Below are 20,004 nucleotides of genomic sequence, written 5' to 3' on the forward strand. Positions count from 1 at the left end.
GGAGTTTACAGCATGAGCGCCCTGCGTGCATCCCACACAAATGAGCTCGACCCCGGAATACACGCATTGCTTCGTCGCTGCTCGGAAATCGCTGGCGAAATCCTTCATCTGGATAGCCAAGTCAAAAAACTCCGCGCCGACCTGAAGCATCTGGACGCGGCCTTGAAGGTAATGGGCTATGTTAATGAGGATGCACTGCCAGTGCGCAAAGCCTGCACGTCTGGCATTTTCCACCGCAAAGAGCTTGGACGGCCTGCGCATTTGGTTGGTTCAGACATCCGGCTAACTTAATGCTGGATCTGCCAAATGAAATCACGGTCTTGGGATATCTCGATTGCTTCTGAAACATTCCCCTCTTCTAACAACTGCCCCATTAATCCCAAGAATTGCGGGATGCCGTTCTGGCGGTGACTGGCGGTTGCAATCATGTGTGGCGGAAGCTGTACTCCAATCCTTTGTAAAAGCGCTAGCGCACGCATTGTTTGTGGTCCGAAGCGTTCAAAAAATAAGCGACCAGATATCTGTTCAAAATCTCTATCTGCCTGCCAAGAATGGATGCTTACAGGATCTTGGTCAGTCATTCGGGCATGATGGTCCCGTTGTTCGCGCATACGGTCGGAAAGAAATCGGAACATATCCTTGGAAAGATCAACAAGCTCTTGCCCGAATTCTTCATATTTCGACGGGTCGAACCTAGAGGCGGTTCGAATGAGCAGTATTCTATGAGCGGCTCCAAGGACAAAAAATATGGCGGCTAGCAACAATAAAATGGCTGCCCACCAAGGCACATAATCAAAGAACCACGCTGCCCACCCGTAGATGATTACTGGCAACGAGGTCATGACAAACCCCTTGATGCCAAGTTGCTCCAGAAGTGACAATGAAACTTCGACGCCTCTGCCAACCATAGGCATTGTGCGCACCCACTTAGTAAGCGGGCGCACATTCTTAGCTGCCGTTGATTTTGCCGTTTCCACCTTCCCCATAGTAGCAACTTGCACCAAAAGGAATGGCTTGTGGAGTCCTGATGACGCCACCTCGCGGCTTGTTGCGCGTCATGGAGATGGAGTAAAATTTATCCCCCTGGAGCAGATCTGTGGGATAATCCCGCACCCTTCGTTCTGAATCGCCGGCGGTGTTTCGACGGTCAGGTATAGATCCAAGCTCGAGGATGAGCACGGGCGTTCCCGCTAACCGCCGACGCTGAAGAGTTGTTAGAGCCCTCTCCACTTCGTCATGCTCGGGCTTGACCTCGAGGATCCACGCCACAACATGGCGCGCAGGCGCTTCCGGCACTCGGAGAAAGCCTGAGAGAGGAACCCGCCTCTTTGGGCGGATGGGTTTGCGCCCCTTCGTGCCCCCCACAAGGGGGGATCGGCTATTGCAGGGGTGCCGCGAACCGTCAGCGTGCAGAACAGGTTATGCGCAGCGGCGAGGCGCGCCCTATGCGAATGTCCCGTGGCAGTGCTTGTACTTCTTGCCGGAGCCGCAGGGGCAGGCCTCATTGCGGCCCACCTTGCCCCAGGTGGAGGGGTCATTGGGGTCCCGCTGCTCCGCCGGGACGATGCGGGCGTCGGCGCGCGCAAGCGTCATGGTATCGCCATTTGCAAACTCGTCCTCGCCGGTGGTTGCATCGAGGTGGTGCGCCTGCATGGCAGGAGGAGCGGGCGGGGGCGGGGCCTCGGCTGCTTCGCGCACCAGCTCGACGCGCATGAGCTGAGCCGTCACCGCCTGGCGCAAATTGCCGAGCATGGCCTGGAAAAGCTCGAAAGCCTCGGACTTGTACTCATTTAGCGGATCGCGCTGGGCATAACCGCGGAAGCCGATCACCGAACGCAGGTGGTCGAGATTGACCAGATGCTCGCGCCACAGATGGTCGAGCGTCTGCAGCACGATCGATTTTTCCACATAGGTCATGATGTCCGGCCCGAAGCGCTCGGCACGCTCGGCGGCGGCCTTGTTGGCGGCCTCGGTGATGCGCTCGCGAATGTCGTCCTCCGCGATCCCCTCCTCCTTGACCCATTCATCAATGGGCAGGTCCAGGTTGAGATATTGGAGCACGCCTTCCTTCAGGCCCTTCGCGTCCCACTGTTCCGCGTAAGCGTTTGCGGGAATGTGACGCTCCACCAGATCGTCGATGACGTCCTGGCGCATCTCGGCAACGGTCTCGGACAGGTTTTCCCCGTCCATCAATTCAATGCGCTGCTCGAACACGACCTTGCGCTGGTCGTTCATCACGTCGTCGTATTTGAGCAGGTTCTTGCGGATATCGAAGTTCCGCGCCTCGACCTTCTTCTGCGCCTTTTCCAGCGCCTTGTTGATCCAGGGATGGACGATGGCCTCGTCTTCCTTCAGCCCCAGCTTCTGCAGCATGCCATCCATGCGGTCGGAACCGAAGATGCGCATCAGATCGTCCTGGAGCGACAGGAAGAATTTCGAGCGGCCAGGATCGCCCTGGCGGCCGGAACGGCCGCGCAGCTGATTATCGATGCGGCGGCTCTCGTGGCGCTCGGTGGCGAGCACATATAGCCCGCCCGCGGCAAGAGCTTTTTCCTTCAGCCGCTGCACGTCCTCGCGAATTGCCTTTTCCTTGGCGTCCCGCTCTGGGCCGGCGGGCATGTCGCCAAGCTCCTGATGGATACGCATATCGGCATTGCCGCCGAGCTGGATGTCCGTGCCCCGGCCGGCCATGTTGGTGGCGATGGTGATGGCGCCGGGCTTGCCTGCCTGGGAAACGATGTAAGCCTCGCGCTCGTGATGGCGGGCATTTAGGATCTCGAAATCCTTGAGGCCGTCCTTGCGGAGGCGTTCGGCGAGATATTCCGACTTCTCGATCGAAGTCGTACCGACCAGGATCGGCTGTCCCTTCTCGCGCGCTTCCTTGATCTCACGCACGATGGCCCGGTACTTCTCCTCAACGGTGCGGTAGACCTCGTCGTCCTCGTCGATGCGGCTGACCGGCAGGTTCGTCGGGATTTCGACCACATCTAGACCGTAGATGTTGCCGAATTCCTCCGCCTCGGTGGAAGCCGTTCCGGTCATGCCGGCAAGCTTGCCATACATGCGGAAATAGTTCTGGAAGGTGATGGAGGCGAGCGTCTGGTTCTCCGGCTGGATCTTGACGTGCTCCTTGGCCTCCAGCGCCTGGTGCAGCCCATCTGAATAGCGCCGGCCCGGCATCATGCGGCCGGTGAACTCGTCGATGATGATCACCTCGTCGTTGCGGACGATGTAGTCCTTGTCGCGCTGGAAGAGCCTGTGCGCCTTCAGCGCGTTGTTGAGGTGGTGGACGATGGCGACGTTCTCGACGTCATAGAGCGAATCGCCCTTGAAAAGGTTCGCCTCGCGCAGAAGGTTTTCCACCTTCTCCGTGCCTTCCTCCGTAAAGGTGGCGGTGCGTTGCTTCTCGTCCACCTCGTAGTCGGCCGGCTCGAGCTTCAGGATGAACGTGTCTATGGTGTTGTACAGTTCGGAACGGTCGTCCAGCGGCCCGGAAATGATGAGAGGCGTCCGCGCCTCGTCCACCAGGATTGAGTCCACCTCGTCGACGATGGCATAGGCATGACCGCGCTGCACCATCTGCGCGCGCTCATATTTCATATTGTCGCGCAGGTAGTCGAAGCCGAGCTCGTTGTTCGTGGCGTAGGTGACGTCGCAGGCATAGGCCGCACGGCGCTCCTCATCGGAAAGCCCATGGACGATAACGCCGGTCGTCAGCCCGAGAAAGCCGTAGACCCGGCCCATCCATTCCGCATCGCGCCTGGCGAGGTAATCGTTCACGGTGACGACGTGGACGCCTTTGCCGGTAAGCGCGTTGAGATAGACCGGGAGGGTGGCGACCAGCGTCTTGCCTTCGCCGGTCTTCATCTCGGCGATGGCGCCCTGGTGAAGCACCATGCCGCCGATCAGTTGCACGTCGAAGGGCCGCAGGCCGAGCACCCGGCGCGCCGCCTCGCGGACCACGGCAAAGGCGGGAACGAGAAGATCGTCCAGGTCGGCGCCATCGGCGAGCTTCTTGCGGAACTCGTCGGTCTTGCCGCGAAGCGCCTCATCCGAAAGAGCCTGCATCTCCTTCTCAAGGGCGCCGATCTGCTCCGCACGGGGCTGCAGCGCCCTCACGCGGCGCTCGTTAGACGATCCGAAAATCTTGCGGGCAAGGCCGCCGAGACTGACCATCCTCTGGTCCTTTCACTTTGCGCTATGCCGGCTACCGCCGGCCCTTCCGCCAGTCAACCGATGCGGCAGCCAGCAGTTCCGATGCATCCCAATGCTTCCGGCGAATGCTTCTGGACGCTGGATCGAAGGAGAGATAAGAGGGGGCAACTCTTATGTCAACTTTGCCGGGAAGGTCCTTTTCGACCGCACAAATCCGCCACATCCAGCACTTATTGGATTATCAGCGGCCCTCATTGTTGGCCATATCCCGATATCGTCCCCACGGAGAACGACTGATGCAAGAAACCCTACGCCGCAATCTGATCGCGCGGGCCGGCGCGGCCGCGATTCTCGCAGTCCTCAGCGCTGCCCCGGCCATTGCCCAGGAAAGCCCCGTGGTGGCCACGATCAACGGCCAGCAGATCACGGAAGCCGATCTTGCGCTTGCGCAGGAAGAGCTGGGACCGCAGTTCGGTCAGATGCCGGAGGACCAGCGCCGCGCGGCCGCTCTGTCCGCCGTCATCGATGTGCGGCTCTTTGCCTCCGAAGCGCAAAAGGAGGGGATCGACAAGACCGATGAGTTCCAGCGCCGGACGGAGTTCCTGCGCCAGCGCGCTCTGCACAGCGCCTATATCGATGCGAATGTCGTGAAGCCGATCACCGACGAGGAGCTTAACGCACGCTACGAGGAAGAGGTCGCGAAGATTCCTCAGCAGGAGGAAGTCCACGCCCGCCACATACTTGTGGATTCCGAAGAGGAAGCGAAGAATATCATCACGCAGCTTGACGAGGGCGGCGACTTTGCCGAGATCGCCAAGGAGAAGTCGAAGGACGGGGCGGCCGCCAATGGCGGCGACCTCGGCTACTTCACCGAGGGTGCGATGGTACCGGAGTTCAGCAAGGCGGCGTTTGCCATGGAACCGGGAGCTCATTCCGAGGAGCCCGTGAAGACGCAGTTCGGCTGGCATGTCATCAAGGTTGAGGACAAGCGCATGCAGCCTCCGCCGGCTCTCGAACAGGTGAAGGATCAGATCCGCTCCATGGTCATCCGAGACAAATATATGGAGACGCTCGTTTCCTTGCGGGAGAATGCCGAGCTCGACATCCCCAATGCCGACCTCAAGAGTGCGGTGGACGGGCTGCTGCGCCAGCAACTCGGGCAGGGCGAGCCGGCTGAAGGCGGCGAGACGCCGGCGGAAGGCGCGCAACAAGAGACTCCTGCGCAGTAAGAATTCAAGCAGTCGTTCGAAAGGCCGCGGATCATGCTCCGCGGCCTTTTGCTGTCGTAGCGCATCGCGACGGGGTGTTTCCGCTGTTTCGGCTTGCGTCTGGCACGGGCTTGAGGCACACGGAAGCGCATCCCGAGTTCCTGTGCTTTTTCCGGAATCGCCCATGTCTTCTGTCGTCTCGCCGCTCGCGCCGAAACGTTATCCGAAAATGCCCGAAGTCGATGGCGTGCGGATTGCCGCTGCCGAAGCCGGCATCAAATACAAGAACCGCAAGGACCTGATGGTCATGGTCTTCGACGAGGGGACAGCGGCGGCGGGCGTTTTCACCCGCTCCAGATGCCCCTCGGCGCCGGTGGAGTTCTGCCGAAAAAATCTCGCCGGCGGCAAGGCGCGCGTGCTGGTGGTCAATTCAGGCAACGCGAACGCTTTTACCGGAAAAAAGGGCCGGGAAACGACTGCCGCGACTGCGCTGGCCGCGGCCAAGGCGGCGGGCGCCAGCGAGGACGAGGTGTTCCTCGCCTCGACCGGCGTGATCGGCGAGCCGCTCGATCCCAGAAAGTTCTCGCATCTGTTGGGCGACCTCACGAAACGTGCCGAGCCCAAGGCCTGGGAAGAGGCGGCACGCGCGATCATGACGACGGACACCTATCCGAAGCTTGTCACGGCGACGGCTCGGCTCGGAGAAGCGGAGGTGGTCATCAACGGGATTGCCAAGGGGGCCGGCATGATCGCGCCGGATATGGCCACCATGCTCTCCTTCGTGGCGACGGACGCGCCAATCGCCGCGCCGGTGCTGCAAGAGCTTCTTTCCAAGGCGACGTCGAAGACCTTCAACGCGGTGACGGTCGACAGCGACACCTCCACCAGCGACACGCTCATGCTTTTTGCCACAGGTAAGGCCGCCGCGCGCGGTGCGCCGCAGATCACGGATGCCAAAGATCCGCGGCTTCAGGGCTTCCGCCGCGCGCTAGGCAAGCTCCTGAAGACGCTGGCGCTGCAGGTGGTGCGCGACGGTGAAGGGGCGCGCAAGCAGGTGGAGGTGACGGTGACCGGCGCGCGCTCCTCGCGTTCGGCCAAGCGCATCGCCCTTTCGATCGCCAATTCGCCGCTGGTGAAGACAGCGATTGCCGGCGAGGATGCAAATTGGGGCCGCATCGTTATGGCGGTCGGCAAGGCCGGCGAACCAGCCGATCGCGATCTTCTCTCGATATGGTTCGGCAACAGCCGTGTGGCCCATGAGGGCGAGCGGGACCCCGGCTATTCGGAAGAGGAAGTCTCTGCCTATATGAAGCGCGACGAAATCGATATCCGGGTCGACCTCGGGCTGGGCCGGGGCAAGGCCACGGTCTGGACCTGCGACCTCACCAAGGAGTATGTCGCCATCAATGGCGATTACAGGAGCTGATTTGGCGTGGAAAAAGAGGTGGTTGAGCGGCTGGCAACGATCCGCCGGTTCGAGGCGGCGGGATTTCGCGCCTGGCCGGCCACCTCGGTGCAATATGACGGCACCTGGGCACTGCGCCTGACGGCGAGCCATCCCGCCAAACGCCTGAATTCGGTGAACCCGCTCGATCCCAGCGACGACAAGAAGCTCGGCGAGCGAATCGAGCGGGCAGCGCGCCGGTTCACAGCCTATGGAAGGCAGCTCACATTCCGGATTTCTCCGCTGGCGGCACCGGCGATTTCGAAGCATCTGGATGCGGAAGGGTGGTCTACCTTCGGGCATTCGACGGTCATGCGGCTTCCGCTCAGCGAGGTGGCGGTGGAAAGCGCCGTGGACCAGATCCCGCTCAAGGATCTCAACCGGTTCGTTTCAGCCGCATGCGAGGTGCACGGCTATGAAACCGATTTGCGGCCGGGATTTACCGAGGTGGTCAGCCTGATCAAGGCGGAGGCGGGGCTGTTCGTCCTTGAGCAAAACGATGTGCCGGTCTCGACCGCCATCTGCGTTCACGACGGAGCGCTCGCGGGGCTTTTCGAGGTGGCGACCGCTAGAGAGCAGCGGGGAAGAGGCTATGGCAGGCGGATGCTGCTTTCGGCGCTCAAATGGGCGTTCACGCGCGGGGCGCGCGTTGCCTGGCTGCAGGTCGAAGAGGATAATGAGAAAGCGCTGGCGCTTTATCGCTCGCTCGGCTTTGAAGCCGTATACCGGTACCATTACCGGCGATCGGCGCAGGAAGGCTGAGCTGTGGAAAGCGCCGGAAAACCAATCCTGCTCGTCGCTGCCTGCGCGCTGATCGATGCCGACGGCCGAATCCTCCTGGCCCAGCGGCCGGAGGGCAAGTCCATGGCCGGGCTGTGGGAGTTTCCGGGCGGAAAGGTCGAGACCGGCGAGACGCCGGAGGAAACCCTCATCCGCGAGCTGCATGAGGAACTGGGCATCGAAACGAAGGTGGAGTGCCTGGCGCCGCTCACATTCGCGAGCCATTCCTATGAGACGTTCCACCTGCTCATGCCGCTTTATGTCTGCCGTCGTTTTCAGGGCATCCCCCAGTCACGCGAGGGACAGGCGCTGAAATGGGTCCGCCCGCGGAACCTTCGTGACTACCCCATGCCGCCCGCTGACGAGCCGCTCATCCCCTTTCTGATCGATCTCCTCTGAACGTTAAATCTTCCTTCAGCGAAAGCTGAGAATTTTACGGGACGGGGGCAAGATCAGTTGCGTGATCTCGTCCAAAACGTCTGCGATTTCGGGATCGCCTTCTCAGACCAGTGGAGCTTAGAGAAGATGCGTGTGGAGTTCGACGGGGGCTCTGTCAGAAAAGACACGCTGGCGCGTCTGGGAATGGCCGCTGTTCGCGTGGCCCTGCTTTTCGGTTCAGCGGCGGTGGCTCTTGCCCTTGTCCTCACGCCGGTTCTCGAACGGCGCGCGAGAGATATTGCAGCCTATGGGATTGATCCGGTCGCGACGGGTTCTGTTCCCGGGCAGACATACACGGTCCGGCGCAGCGTTCTTCAGCCTTCGGCCGACGCCATCTGCATCATCAGGCAAGACGGAACCAGCAGTGGAGCGTGTTGATAGCGCACGCCCGCATCAGAATTTGTTAACGCTTGTTAGCCAGCATGGCCGAAGCAGATTCGAGGCCCTTACGGTGAAACATTTCCTGCGCAGCAGCAAAGACGGCGCGACGGCAGTCGAATGCGCCCTCATCGCGGGGATCCTCGTCATTGCGATCGTGGCAGGGCTCGCGGAGCTTAGCCGTGTTCTCGGCCACACATACGCACCCGTTGCGGAAGATCTGGCCAACGCCGGGGATTGAGGCTTCGTCCACCGCTTTGCGTTCCCACTGCCTCGGGCTTGTCCGAACCCACTCTTACCGCCAAGAAGGCTGCATGGCGGATCACTCTCACTCTTCTTTCTTTTCCGGCGACAGCACCGATTTGAGGGAAAGTTTGGCGCTGCCGGGCCTAAGCGGCTTTTGCTGCGATTCATGCGGCGTCCAGCCTGAAAGCCAGACGATATTGAACGTGGCGCGGATACGGCCGTCAGCGTCGGCAAAACGCTCCTGATAAATTTCCGCGGCGCGAAAGAAAAGTGACCGGGTAGCGGGGCGGCGGCTGCGCTCGACGAGCGTGTTTGTAACACCCATGGCGCGCAGGTCCCGCATCAGGTCGAACATCGTTCCATAGCGGACAGTCACCGTCTCGATATCCGCCACAGGAAGAGCGAAGCCGGCGCGCTGCAGGAGCGCACCCGCGTCCCGCACATCGGCAAAAGGACCGACGCGAGGCGTGGCACCGCCGGTAAGCTCCGCCTCGGCCTGCAGGAGGCTTTCCCGCAGCTCCTGCAGCGTGCCCGCGCCGGCAAAGGCGGCCAGGAACAGGCCATCCGGTTTCAAAGCACGGCGCACCTGCACCAGCAGGCCGGGAAGATCGTTCGCTTCGTGCAAGGTGAGAAGCGAAACGCAGAGATCGAGACTCTCCGGCGGCAGGGGAATGGTTTCGGCGGTTGCCACAAGGCCGTCATAGGGACCGGACAGAAGCTGCCGATCCGTCTCAATGCGCAGGACATGATCCGATTTGCCACTTTCAGCGATCGCATCGGCGGCATGGGGTGTCAAACTGAAGAGAGCTGCCGCACGAGGAAGGCGGCGCTCGACGGTCGCCAGCCGCTCCGACAGGTCCTCCGCGGCCCGGCGCATCAGGAAATCCGCGCCCTCCTGGGGGCTTTTCAGGGCGCGCAACTTACGTGCCAGCGCTAGGTCGAGGTCGAAGATCGGTTCCATCGGGTCTGCTTAATGCATCGGCCCGAAAACCGGAATCGGTTTTCGGAAAGCCTGATGCGTCGACGCACTAACTTGCAGCGTCCATTGTGCGTCCTAAAGGACGCACGGCGCTGTAGTCGCTAATGCGCAATCGCACAAAACTGCTATGCTTGCAAAGGTGGGTGGTTTCTTCGCGCGGGCAAGTATGGGGGCATTCCGTCAGGCGGCAACGATGATCCGGGAGTGGCCGGCGCGGCTCCTATCCCCGCCCGTCTGTATCGGCTGCCGCAATCTGGTCACCGCTCCAGGCACGTTGTGTCCCGAATGCTGGCCGGAACTGCGCTTCCTGGAGCAGCCTTGGTGCCCGGTAATGGGGACTCCTTTCCCTCATGACATGGGGGAGGGCTTCCTGTCGGGCGAGGCGATCGCTAACCCTCCGCCTTTCGCCCGGGCGCGTTCGGCAGTGGCTTATCGCGGTGTTGCCGGACGCATGGTGTTGTCCCTGAAATTTTCCGACCGCACCGATCTCGCCCCCTGGATGGCGCGCTGGATGCTGCGGGCGGCAGTCGAGCTGATACCTGATGCCAACATCGTGGTGCCCGTTCCGCTGCATCGCAGGCGCTTTTTTTCCAGGCGCTTCAACCAGTCGGCCGAGCTTGCCCGCGCCTTTGCCAAGCTTGCGGGGCTCGACTATCAGCCATCCGCCCTTGTGCGCCGCCGCATTACCCGCCAGCAGGTGGGGCTGGGCGCGCGCGAGCGCGAGGAGAATGTGCGTGGTGCATTCGTCGTGCCGCCTGCCGCGGAGCGGATCTTAACGGGAAAGCGCGTTATCCTCATCGACGATGTCTTCACCACCGGCGCCACGGTGGCGGCCGCCACGAGGGCGTTGAAACGGGGCGGTGCCGGCGAGGTGGACGTGCTTACTTTTGCCCGTGCGCTCAAGGAGGACTTTGCGCCGGAGGATGCGCTAACTATATAGGCGGCCAAACAAATGCGGATGACGTTATGGCAGATGTGACGATCTATACCCGGATGGGCTGCGGTTATTGCGTGGCGGCCAAGCGGCTGCTCGAGCGCAAGGGCATTGCCTATACCGAGCAGGACGCCAGTTTCTCGCCCGAATTGCGCAAGGAAATGATCGGCCGGGCAAACGGGCGCTCCACCTTTCCCCAGATTTTTATCGGGAATATTCATGTAGGCGGTTCTGACGATCTGCACGCGCTGGAGCGGGAAGGCAGGCTTGACGCCCTTCTGGAGGAACGGGACATCGTGGGGAGCAGTCGATGACGGCCGTCCGCGTCGCTGCGCTGCAGATGCGCTCCGGCACGGAGCCGGAGGCAAATCTTTCCGCTTTTGAAGCGCTTGTGCGTGAAGCGGCGGCCCGAGGCGCAAAATATGTGCAAAGCCCGGAGATGACGGGCGCGCTTGTGCGCTCTCGCGAGGCGCTTATGGCGCGGATTAAGCCGGCGGATGAAAACCCGCTCGTGCGGCGTGCCGCGGAGTTGGCGCGCGAACTTTCGATATATGTGCATCTCGGTTCGACGGCGATTCCCCTCGATGGCGGCAAGGTTGCGAACAGGGCCTTTCTGTTCGGCCCCGACGGAACGTTGATCGCCACCTATGACAAGATCCACATGTTCGATGTCGATCTCGACAAGGGGGAAAGCTGGCGCGAATCGGCGACCTACGCGCCGGGCGCACGGACCGTCGTGGCGGCGCTTCCCTTCGCCCGCATCGGACTTGCCGTTTGTTACGATCTGCGGTTTCCCCAGCTTTTCCGCGCGCAGGCGCTGGCAGGCGCCGAGGTGCTGACCGTGCCTGCCGCCTTTACCCGGCAGACCGGCGAGGCGCACTGGCATGTTCTGACGCGTGCGCGGGCCATCGAAAACGGTGCCTGGGTCATCGCGGCGGCACAGGGCGGGTTGCATGAGGACCGCCGCGAGACCTTCGGTCACTCGCTGATCGTCGATCCTTGGGGGCGGATCGTCGCCGAGGCAAATCATGATGAACCGGCGGTGGTGCTGGCTGAGATCGATCCGGCGGCTTCGGCGGAGGCGCGGCAGAAAATCCCGAATCTCAAGAACGCTCGCGAATTCAGGATAGAAGAAGCTTCTTACCGCGAGGTGACAGCGTGATCCGCTACGGCCTCATTTGCGACAAGGAACATGAGTTCGAGGCGTGGTTCCGCAGTGGCGAGGATTTCGAGACGCAGAAGAGCCGCAAGCTTGTCTCCTGCCCGCAATGCGGGTCGCATGAAGTGCAGAAAGCTTTGATGGCGCCTGCCGTCTCCACAAGCCGCAAACAAGCCCAAATCGCGCTTGCGATGAATGAGGAGCAGAAGCGGGCGATGGCAAAGCTCAAGGAGCTTTCGCAGAAGATCCGCGAAAACTCCGATTATGTGGGCGACAAATTTGCCGAGGAAGCGCGAAAGATCCATTTCGGCGAGGTCGAAGCCCGGGGCATCTATGGCGAAGCGACGCCGGACGAGGTCAAATCGCTCGCCGAGGACGGCGTGGATTTCATGCCGCTCCCGGTATTTCCCGACGACAGGAATTAGTGCTGCCCGTCAGTCCTACGGCAAACCTGCATCGCCGGCTCCATTTGGAGGTTAAGGCAAGACTCCTCGGTTATAGACCAGGTTTCTTGCCGAACATCGGCGCGGCCAACGGTCCTGGTCCGCTCAGATCATAGCCTCTGCGGTCGGCTTTTCCGCCAGCACCATGTAATTGACGTCCATGTCGCGCGAGCGGTTCCAACGATCCGTGAGGGGGTTGTAGACCACACCTGTACGGTCTTTAGTGATCAGCCCGGCGCTCGCAAGCGCGCGCTCCAGCTCATCCGGGCGGACCAGCTTGCCATACTGATGAGTGCCGCGCGGAAGCCAGCGCAGCACGTATTCGGCGCCGATGATGGCAAGTCCCAGGGCCTTCAGCGTGCGGTTGATGGTGGCGACGAACATGAGGCCGCCCGGTTTCAGCATTTCGGCGCATTTTTCGATGAAGAGATCGATGTCCGCCACATGCTCGACCACTTCCATATTAAGAATGATGTCGAACTTCTCGCCCTGATCGGCAAGAGCTTCGGCTGTTTCGGCGCGATAGTCGATGGAAACGCCGCTTTCGAGCGCATGAAGTCTGGCGACCTCGATATTGGTCGCGGAGGCATCGGCTCCCACGACAGATGCGCCCAACCGCGCCATGGGTTCGCAAAGCAGGCCGCCGCCGCAGCCGATGTCGAGGATGCGCAGGCCCTCGAACGGCTTTGCCGCACGCGGGTCGCGGCCGAAATGGGCAGCGACATTGTCGCGGATATAGGCCAGCCGCACCGGGTTAAACTTGTGGAGGGGACGAAATTTACCGTTTGGGTTCCACCACTCTTGGGCGAGAGCGGAAAAACGCTCCACTTCACCGGCGTCGATAGTCGTTCGTCGGGCTTCTGGCATCGGTTGATCTCCTCTCGCGTCAGCATGAAGTCGGGCGGCGACGGCTTGATGTCAAGTCTCGGCTTGCTTGCAGAACGCGACGCCTTTGGATATTGAGAGCCCGCCGCAGAGCGGCAGCATGGTAACCTCAGATATTCCGCAGGCTAAAGCCTCGCAGTAGCAAAAGGCCTTTTACACGACCATGGCGCGCATCGTGATGAAATTCGGCGGAACCTCCGTCGCCGATCTCGACCGCATCCACAATGTGGCGCGCCATGTCAAACGCGAGGTCGAAGCTGGGCACCAGGTGGCTGTGGTGGTCTCGGCCATGTCGGGCAAGACGAATGAGCTTGTCGGCTGGGTGCAGGGCATGCCGAAGGCGGCCGGCGCCAAATCGCCCTTTTACGACGCGAGAGAATATGACACCGTGGTTGCCTCGGGCGAGCAGGTGACGAGCGGCCTGCTCGCGATTGCGCTGCAGTCGATCGGGATCGACGCGCGCTCCTGGCAGGGGTGGCAGATCCCCATACGCACCGACAACGCCCATGGTGCGGCGCGCATCACGGATATTGACGGCAGCGATATCATAGAGCGCATGGAGCGCGGGCAGGTGGCTGTGGTCGCCGGGTTCCAGGGGCTCGCCCCCGATAATCGCGTGGCGACGCTCGGGCGCGGCGGGTCTGATACGAGCGCCGTTGCGGTCGCAGCCGCGCTTCGCGCCGACCGCTGCGACATCTATACGGACGTGGACGGGGTCTATACGACCGACCCGCGCATTGAGCCGAGGGCACGGCGGCTGGCGAAGATCTCCTTCGAGGAGATGCTGGAGATGGCCTCGCTCGGGGCCAAGGTGCTGCAGGTGCGCTCGGTGGAGCTTGCCATGGTGCACAAGGTCAGGACTTTCGTAAGATCGTCATTCGAGGACCCGGACGCGCCGGGAATGGGCGATTTCGACAATCCGCCCGGCACGCTCATTTGCGACGAGGAAGAAATCGTGGAACAGCAAGTCGTCACCGGCATTGCCTATGCCAAGGATGAGGCACAGATCTCGCTGCGTCGGGTGGCCGACCGGCCGGGTGTCTCAGCCGGCATTTTCGGTCCGCTCGCCGAGGCCAACATCAATGTCGACATGATCGTCCAGAACGTCTCGGAGGACGGCTCGAAGACAGACATCACCTTTACCGTGCCCACGGGGGATGTGGAAAAGGCGCTCAGCGTGCTCGAGAAGGTGCGGGGGACAGTCGGATTCGACGCCATCCAGTCGGAAGCTGGGCTGGTGAAGGTTTCGGTGATCGGCATCGGCATGCGCAGCCACGCGGGCGTGGCAGCCACCGCCTTTAGTGCCTTGGCCGAGAAAGGCATCAATATTCGCGCGATCACCACGTCGGAGATAAAAATTTCCATACTGATCGACGGACCCTATGCGGAATTGGCCGTCCGGACTTTGCATTCCGTCTACGGTCTGGATAAGCATTAGGACAGTTTTCTTTAACCATGCTTTGCGCGCTGCCAGATGGGCCAGCGCCCGCGAAGCTTTGGAGGAAGTCCGATGCGCGACATTGGCGGCGGCCCGCGTGTACTCTTAAAGCGGCTGCGTGAACTGATGGCAGAGCCGGTCGAGCCGCAGCAGCGGCTCGACCGGATCGTGCGCGAGATCGCCCAGAACATGGTCGCGGAGGTCTGCTCGCTCTATGTGCTGCGCGCCGATTCCGTGCTCGAGCTATATGCGACGGAGGGCCTCAATCCGACCGCGGTGCACCTGGCGCAGTTGCGCCTCGGGCAAGGCCTCGTCGGCACGATCGCAGCGAGCGCGCGGCCGCTCAACCTTTCCGATGCGCAGAAACATCCGGCTTTTGCCTATCTGCCGGAGACCGGAGAAGAGATCTACCATTCCTTTCTCGGCGTGCCGGTTTTAAGGGCGGGCCGTACGCTTGGCGTGCTGGTCGTCCAGAACCGCACCATGCGGCACTACCGCGAGGACGAGGTGGAAGCGCTGGAAACGGTCGCCATGGTGGTGGCCGAGATGATCGCCACGGGCGATCTTGCGCGTCTGACCCGGCCGGGCATCGAGCTCGATCTCAGGCGTGCTGCCAGCTTCAAGGGGCTGCCGCTCAATGACGGCGTAGGGCTCGGCCATGTCGTGCTGCACGAGCCGCGCATCGTCGTCACCAATCTCTTCAACGAAGACAGCGATCGCGAGCGGGAGCGCCTTGAGGAGGCGCTTTCCTCGCTCAGGCTTTCAATCGACGACATGCTTTCCCGGCGCGATGTGGCCTTCGAGGGCGAGCACCGGGCGGTGCTGGAAGCTTATCGCATGTTTGCCAATGACCGGGGCTGGGTGCGGCGGCTGGAGGAGGCAGTCAGCAACGGGCTTACCGCCGAGGCCGCTGTCGAAAAAGTGCAGAGCGACATGCGCGCGCGGATGCTGCACATGACCGATCCTTATCTTCGCGAGCGCATGAGCGATTTCGACGATCTGGCAAACCGGCTTTTGCGCCAGCTCCTGGGCCGTGGGCCGGAGGCGCTCGCCGACATCGTGCCGAAGGATGCGATCATCGTCGCCCGCTCCATGGGGGCGGCCGAACTGCTCGACTATCCGCGCGAGCGGCTGCGGGGCCTGGTGCTGGAGGATGGCGCTCCGACCAGCCATATCGTGATCGTCGCGCGCGCGATCGGCCTTCCGACGGTGGGGCAGGTGAAGGGCGCAGTCGCGATGTCGGAAAACGGCGATGCGATCGTTGTCGATGGTGAGGACGGGCAGGTTCATCTGCGCCCGCAGGCCGATGTCGAAACGGCCTATGCGGAGAAGGTGCGTTTCCGCGCAAGACGGCAGCAGCATTATCGGGAACTGCGCGACCGTCCTGCGGTCACCAAGGACGGTGTGCCGGTCCAGCTCCTGATGAATGCCGGGCTGGCGGTCGATTTGCCCCAACTGGCGCAATCGGGAGCAGAAGGGATTGGCCTGTTTCGCACCGAGCTTCAATTCATGGTGGTCTCCACCTTCCCGCGCGTCGAGGCGCAGGAGGGGCTTTACCGCGAGGTTCTGGACGCAGCGGGTGAAAAGCCGGTTACGTTCCGCACCATCGATATCGGCGGCGACAAGGTGCTCCCCTACTTCAAGGGTGCGCAGCAGGAGGAAAATCCCGCCCTGGGTTGGCGCGCGATCCGGTTGACGCTCGACAGGCCAGGGCTGTTACGCACGCAGATCCGCGCACTCCTGAAGGCGGCCGGCGGGCGCGAGCTTAAGCTTATGCTGCCAATGGTGACGGAAATCGACGAGGTGCGGCAGGCTCGCGCCATCATCGACCGGGAGGTCCGGCACTTATCGCGGTTCGCCCATCTTCTGCCGACCAGCTTGAAGCTTGGCGCGATGATCGAGGTGCCGGCGCTCCTCTGGCAACTCGAAGAGCTGATGCAAGCGGTGGATTTCGTGTCGGTAGGATCGAACGATCTTTTTCAGTTCATCACCGCCGCGGACCGGGGGAATACGCTGATTTCCAACCGTTTCGATCCGCTTGGCGTGCCGTTCCTCAGGGTGCTGAAGCAGATCGCGGCGGCAGGGCAGGCGACGCACACGCCGGTGACACTCTGCGGAGAGCTCGCCGGCAAACCAATCTCCGCCATGGCGCTGCTCGGCATCGGCTATCGGTCCATTTCGATGAATTCCGCTTCCATCGGCCCGGTGAAGGCCATGCTTTGCGAACTGCCGCTGCAGAAGCTCAGCGAACGGCTTGAAGCAGCCCTTGCCAATCGCAGCGGGAAGATCGATATCCGGGCCGAGCTGCAGCAGTTTGCCAGCGAATACGACATTCCTCTTTAGATAGAACAAGGGAAATATGGCCGAGCTGCCGCGCGAACGGATGGACCAGGTTTTGAAGCGTTTCGAGCTGATCGAAACGCAGATGGCGGCCGGCCCTTCGCCGGATGCTTATGTGAAGCTCGCCTCCGAATATTCAGAGCTGCAGGAGGTGGCGAACAGTATCCGCGCGCTTCGGAAGGCGGAGGCGGAACTGGAAGACCTCGATACGATGCTGGCGGACAAGAGCATCGACCGCGAGATACGCGAGCTTGCGGAAATCGACCGGGAAGAGGTGGAAAGCCGCGTTGAAGACATGCAGCAGAAACTTCAAGTTCTGCTGCTCCCGAAAGACGAGGCGGATGAGAAAAACGCCATCCTGGAGATTCGCGCCGGGACGGGCGGCGACGAGGCGGCACTGTTTGCCGGCGATCTTTTCCGGATGTACGAACGCTACGCTAGCGAGCGTGGCTGGCGCGTTGAGGTGGTTTCGGCCAGCGAAGGCGAGGCCGGTGGCTACAAGGAGATTATCGCTTCGGTAACAGGGCGCGGGGTCTTTTCACGGCTAAAATTCGAGTCGGGCGTGCATCGCGTGCAGCGCGTTCCGGCCACGGAAGCGCAGGGGCGCATCCACACCTCCGCCGCCACAGTGGCGGTGCTGCCCGAGGCGGAAGACATCGACGTGGATATCAAACCCGAGGATATCCGCATCGATACGATGCGGGCTTCAGGCGCAGGCGGCCAGCACGTGAACACGACCGACTCGGCCGTGCGCATCACGCATTTGCCGACCGGCATCATGGTCGTTTCCGCGGAAAAGTCGCAGCATCAGAACCGGGCGCGGGCGATGCAGATCCTGCGCGCGCGCCTGTTCGACATGGAGCGCTCGCGCGCGGCCAACGAGCGCTCGGAGGCGCGACGGCTGCAGGTTGGCACCGGCGACCGTTCGGAGCGCATCCGCACCTACAATTTCCCCCAGGGGCGTGTGACAGATCATCGAATCAATCTCACACTCTACAAGCTCGACCGTGTGATGGAGGGCGAGCTCGATGAAGTCATCGATGCGCTGATCGCCGATCACCAGTCGAAACTGCTGGCGGCGGAGGGAGCGGAGAGCTGATATGCCCCCGATCACGCTCGCTGCTCTGTTGCGAACTGCCCGGCAGCAACTGACGAGCACCGGTGTGGAGGACGCGGCCTTGGAGGCGCGGCTGATCGTCGAGCATTTTTCCGAAACGACACAGACCCAGGCCATCACGCATCCCGAGTGCGCGGTGGAAGCCGCCGTGGCGGAAAAGGTGGCGCGGGCGGTGGAACGGCGGATCGCGGGCGAGCCTGTCCACCGCATCCTCGGCCATCGTGACTTTTATGGATTGAAGCTTGCGCTTTCGCCAGAAACGCTGGAGCCACGGCCGGATACGGAGACGCTGGTCGACCTCGTACTGCCGGAAGCGCGACGGATCGCAAACGTCAAAAAGCATTGCCGCATTCTCGATCTTGGGACTGGAACGGGCGCGATTGCGCTTGCTCTTCTAAGCGTTGTGCCTGAAGCCGAAGCCGTGGGAACCGATATTTCGGAAGGGGCTCTTGAAACGGCGCGTCACAATGCCGACATGAGTTTTGTTGCAGAGCGGTTCACCCCTCTGCGGTCGGATTGGTTTCGGAATGTGGATGGCCGATTCGACCTGATTGTTTCCAACCCGCCCTATATCGCAACGGCGGAAATGGAAACGCTGCCGCGCGAAGTGCGCGAGCATGATCCGAAGGCGGCACTCGATGGCGGTCCGGATGGGCTCATGCCCTATAGAGCGATCGCCAGCGGAGCGCGGGATCACTTGACGAGGGAGGGTCTTATCGCCGTGGAAACAGGTGCCGAACAGAAAGCTGCCGTGGCGGCCATTTTCGCTGCCGAAGGCTATGCGGTTTCAAGAACCGCACGCGATCTGGGCGGCCGAGACCGCGCGATGCTGTTTGCCCCAACCGCCTAAATGTGCGATGCGGAAAAAACACTTGGCAAAGAGTTGGATTGCCGCTAGGTTCCGCCCTGCCGATGAGACAAAGCAGGCAGCGCCGTTTTCGATTCGGTTCCCGCGGATTGACTGCTTGAGCGCGTTTCCGACGCATGTGCTTTGTGCGGGGCTTATCGGGCAAGTGAACGAAGAAGCGGGTATTAGCTTTGCGGTCGCCTTCAATGCGGCAGACCGCTAGGGGGTGATTGAAGGAAACGGCGTTGTGCAGTTTCCTCCGCCGATCAACACCAAAGATCGATGGTTGTCTCGAAAAAGAGAATGGAATGAGGCCACAACAGCAGAACAGGCGCATGCGCGGACGCGGGAATAACCGGAAGGGGCCCAATCCGCTCACCCGCAGCTATGAAAGCAACGGCCCGGACGTGAAAATCCGAGGCACTGCTCAGCAGATCGCTGATAAATATGCAACGCTTGCCAGGGATGCCCAAAGCTCGGGTGACCGGGTGATGGCGGAAAACTATCTGCAGCACGCCGAGCATTACAACCGCCTCATCGCCGCCGCTATGGCGCAGGTGCAGCCGCAGCAGAACCTACGCGATTTCCGCGAAGACGATTTGGGTGACGATGAGGAGCGTGAAGAGCGTGAGGAACATGAGGCCCAGGGCTTGCCGAACGGCAATGGCCGGGCTGGCGCTTCCTCGATCAACGACGGATCGGGGCCGCAGCCGGTTATCGACGGAGTTCCCGCCGAAGTCGCGCTCAATCGTGAGATGAACGGCTCGAACGGCCGCGGAAGGGCGAATGGCCGTGGTCACGGTGGAAATGGCGCCAACCGGGGCGCGCGTGAAGGTGCGGCAAATGGCGAAGCCGAAAAGGTGAGCGCCGTGCCGGCCGCTGAAACTCCGGCGCCTGCCGAGGTTCCAGCCAGTGAAGCCGTAGTGGCTGCTGCTCCGGAAAGCGGAGCGGAGGAAGCCCCGAAGCCCCGGCGCACGCGCAGGCCTCGCGCCAAGAAGACCGACGAAGCCGCACAGGCGGAAGCGACGTCTCCCGAGGAAGCCGCTGCCCAGAGCTGAGTACTTCCCCTAGCTGACTCCAGAAAAACGGCGGGCTTTGCTCGCCGTTTTGTGTTTTGCGGGTGATCTTGAGACGATGCAAAAAAGCTCCCATATTTCCATCGGTTGGACTTGCCGCTAGGCGTTGACTTGGGTCAACTCCGTTGGGGGTCCGT

General features: G+C 61.7%; 20 protein-coding genes. 16 read left to right on the plus strand and 4 right to left on the minus strand.

Annotation, left to right across the window (positions count from 1 at the left end):
* Positions 1-12 precede the first annotated feature (12 nt).
* Positions 13-291 carry a hypothetical protein gene (locus tag GNP00_RS20980; RefSeq protein WP_157038107.1) on the plus strand — a complete coding sequence of 93 codons (279 nt, stop codon included), beginning with the start codon at positions 13-15 and terminating at the stop codon, positions 289-291.
* Here GNP00_RS20980 and GNP00_RS20985 read toward each other — a convergent pair.
* Both GNP00_RS20985 and secA read right to left on the minus strand, forming a co-directional pair.
* Positions 288-986 (minus strand): hypothetical protein, encoded by a 699-nt coding sequence (locus GNP00_RS20985; protein WP_041544825.1) that lies wholly within the window; start codon positions 984-986, stop codon positions 288-290. The two genes, GNP00_RS20980 and GNP00_RS20985, sit on opposite strands and share 4 nt — an antisense overlap.
* Positions 987-1,443: 457 nt before the next feature.
* The gene (secA, locus tag GNP00_RS20990) at positions 1,444-4,176 is read right to left on the minus strand and encodes a preprotein translocase subunit SecA (protein WP_011582327.1); all 2,733 of its coding nucleotides are present in this window, start codon (positions 4,174-4,176) and stop codon (positions 1,444-1,446) included.
* Between the two features lie 275 nt (positions 4,177-4,451).
* Here secA and GNP00_RS20995 point away from each other — a divergent pair, with 275 nt between their 5' ends.
* The 6 genes from GNP00_RS20995 (at position 4,452) to GNP00_RS21020 (ending at position 8,644) form a co-directional block, all read left to right on the plus strand.
* Entirely contained in the window at positions 4,452-5,384 is a 933-nt protein-coding gene (locus GNP00_RS20995) for a peptidylprolyl isomerase (RefSeq protein ID WP_041544824.1), read from the plus strand.
* 163 nt (positions 5,385-5,547) lie between these two features.
* Complete coding sequence (gene argJ / locus GNP00_RS21000) at positions 5,548-6,789, plus strand: bifunctional glutamate N-acetyltransferase/amino-acid acetyltransferase ArgJ (protein ID WP_011582325.1); 1,242 nt, start codon at positions 5,548-5,550, stop codon at positions 6,787-6,789.
* Between the two features lie 6 nt (positions 6,790-6,795).
* Positions 6,796-7,569 (plus strand): GNAT family N-acetyltransferase, encoded by a 774-nt coding sequence (locus GNP00_RS21005; protein ID WP_011582324.1) that lies wholly within the window; start codon positions 6,796-6,798, stop codon positions 7,567-7,569.
* Between the two features lie 3 nt (positions 7,570-7,572).
* Positions 7,573-7,986, plus strand: a complete 414-nt coding sequence (mutT, locus tag GNP00_RS21010) for an 8-oxo-dGTP diphosphatase MutT (RefSeq protein WP_011582323.1) — start codon at positions 7,573-7,575, stop codon at positions 7,984-7,986.
* Positions 7,987-8,043: 57 nt separating this feature from the next.
* Positions 8,044-8,403 carry a hypothetical protein gene (locus GNP00_RS21015; protein ID WP_011582322.1) on the plus strand — a complete coding sequence of 120 codons (360 nt, stop codon included), beginning with the start codon at positions 8,044-8,046 and terminating at the stop codon, positions 8,401-8,403.
* A 73-nt stretch (positions 8,404-8,476) separates the two neighbouring features.
* Positions 8,477-8,644 carry a Flp family type IVb pilin gene (locus tag GNP00_RS21020; RefSeq protein ID WP_157038106.1) on the plus strand — a complete coding sequence of 56 codons (168 nt, stop codon included), beginning with the start codon at positions 8,477-8,479 and terminating at the stop codon, positions 8,642-8,644.
* Between the two features lie 87 nt (positions 8,645-8,731).
* Here the strand turns inward: GNP00_RS21020 and GNP00_RS21025 are convergent, their stop codons facing one another.
* Positions 8,732-9,610, minus strand: a complete 879-nt coding sequence (locus GNP00_RS21025; RefSeq protein WP_011582320.1) for a methyltransferase domain-containing protein — start codon at positions 9,608-9,610, stop codon at positions 8,732-8,734.
* Between the two features lie 184 nt (positions 9,611-9,794).
* Between GNP00_RS21025 and GNP00_RS21030 the strand changes: the two genes are divergently transcribed.
* The 4 genes from GNP00_RS21030 to GNP00_RS21045 are packed head-to-tail and all read left to right on the plus strand — an operon-like array spanning position 9,795 to position 12,146.
* Positions 9,795-10,568, plus strand: a complete 774-nt coding sequence (locus GNP00_RS21030) for a ComF family protein (RefSeq protein ID WP_157038223.1) — start codon at positions 9,795-9,797, stop codon at positions 10,566-10,568.
* Positions 10,569-10,594: 26 nt separating this feature from the next.
* Positions 10,595-10,876 (plus strand): glutaredoxin 3, encoded by a 282-nt coding sequence (gene grxC / locus GNP00_RS21035; RefSeq protein WP_011582318.1) that lies wholly within the window; start codon positions 10,595-10,597, stop codon positions 10,874-10,876.
* On the plus strand, positions 10,873-11,724 hold the full coding sequence (locus GNP00_RS21040) for a carbon-nitrogen hydrolase family protein (protein WP_011582317.1): 852 nt from the start codon (positions 10,873-10,875) through the stop codon (positions 11,722-11,724). Before grxC ends, GNP00_RS21040 begins: the two co-directional genes overlap by 4 nt.
* Positions 11,721-12,146 (plus strand): DUF1178 family protein, encoded by a 426-nt coding sequence (locus GNP00_RS21045; RefSeq protein ID WP_011582316.1) that lies wholly within the window; start codon positions 11,721-11,723, stop codon positions 12,144-12,146. The genes GNP00_RS21040 and GNP00_RS21045 overlap by 4 nt, the downstream gene beginning before the upstream one ends.
* A 123-nt stretch (positions 12,147-12,269) precedes the next feature.
* On the opposite strand, the gene ubiG is transcribed toward GNP00_RS21045, so the two are convergent.
* The gene (ubiG, locus tag GNP00_RS21050; protein WP_011582315.1) at positions 12,270-13,031 is read right to left on the minus strand and encodes a bifunctional 2-polyprenyl-6-hydroxyphenol methylase/3-demethylubiquinol 3-O-methyltransferase UbiG; all 762 of its coding nucleotides are present in this window, start codon (positions 13,029-13,031) and stop codon (positions 12,270-12,272) included.
* A 181-nt stretch (positions 13,032-13,212) separates the two neighbouring features.
* Here ubiG and GNP00_RS21055 point away from each other — a divergent pair, with 181 nt between their 5' ends.
* The 5 genes from GNP00_RS21055 to GNP00_RS21075 all read left to right on the plus strand — a co-directional run bounded on the left by GNP00_RS21055 (position 13,213) and on the right by GNP00_RS21075 (position 19,849).
* Positions 13,213-14,487: an aspartate kinase gene (locus GNP00_RS21055; protein WP_011582314.1), complete on the plus strand. Its 1,275-nt coding sequence runs from the start codon at positions 13,213-13,215 to the stop codon at positions 14,485-14,487.
* A 72-nt stretch (positions 14,488-14,559) separates the two neighbouring features.
* Positions 14,560-16,830 (plus strand): phosphoenolpyruvate--protein phosphotransferase, encoded by a 2,271-nt coding sequence (ptsP, locus tag GNP00_RS21060; RefSeq protein WP_011582313.1) that lies wholly within the window; start codon positions 14,560-14,562, stop codon positions 16,828-16,830.
* 16 nt (positions 16,831-16,846) lie between these two features.
* Positions 16,847-17,926, plus strand: a complete 1,080-nt coding sequence (prfA, locus tag GNP00_RS21065) for a peptide chain release factor 1 (protein ID WP_011582312.1) — start codon at positions 16,847-16,849, stop codon at positions 17,924-17,926.
* A gap of 1 nt (position 17,927) precedes the next feature.
* The gene (prmC, locus tag GNP00_RS21070; RefSeq protein WP_166016267.1) at positions 17,928-18,794 is read left to right on the plus strand and encodes a peptide chain release factor N(5)-glutamine methyltransferase; all 867 of its coding nucleotides are present in this window, start codon (positions 17,928-17,930) and stop codon (positions 18,792-18,794) included.
* A gap of 305 nt (positions 18,795-19,099) precedes the next feature.
* A complete protein-coding gene (locus tag GNP00_RS21075) occupies positions 19,100-19,849 on the plus strand; it encodes a DUF4167 domain-containing protein (protein WP_083764516.1) in 750 nt (249 codons plus the stop codon).
* Positions 19,850-20,004 lie beyond the last annotated feature (155 nt).

This window comes from Chelativorans multitrophicus, from assembly GCF_011317445.1.
Classification (GTDB): Bacteria; Pseudomonadota; Alphaproteobacteria; order Rhizobiales; family Rhizobiaceae; genus Chelativorans; species Chelativorans multitrophicus.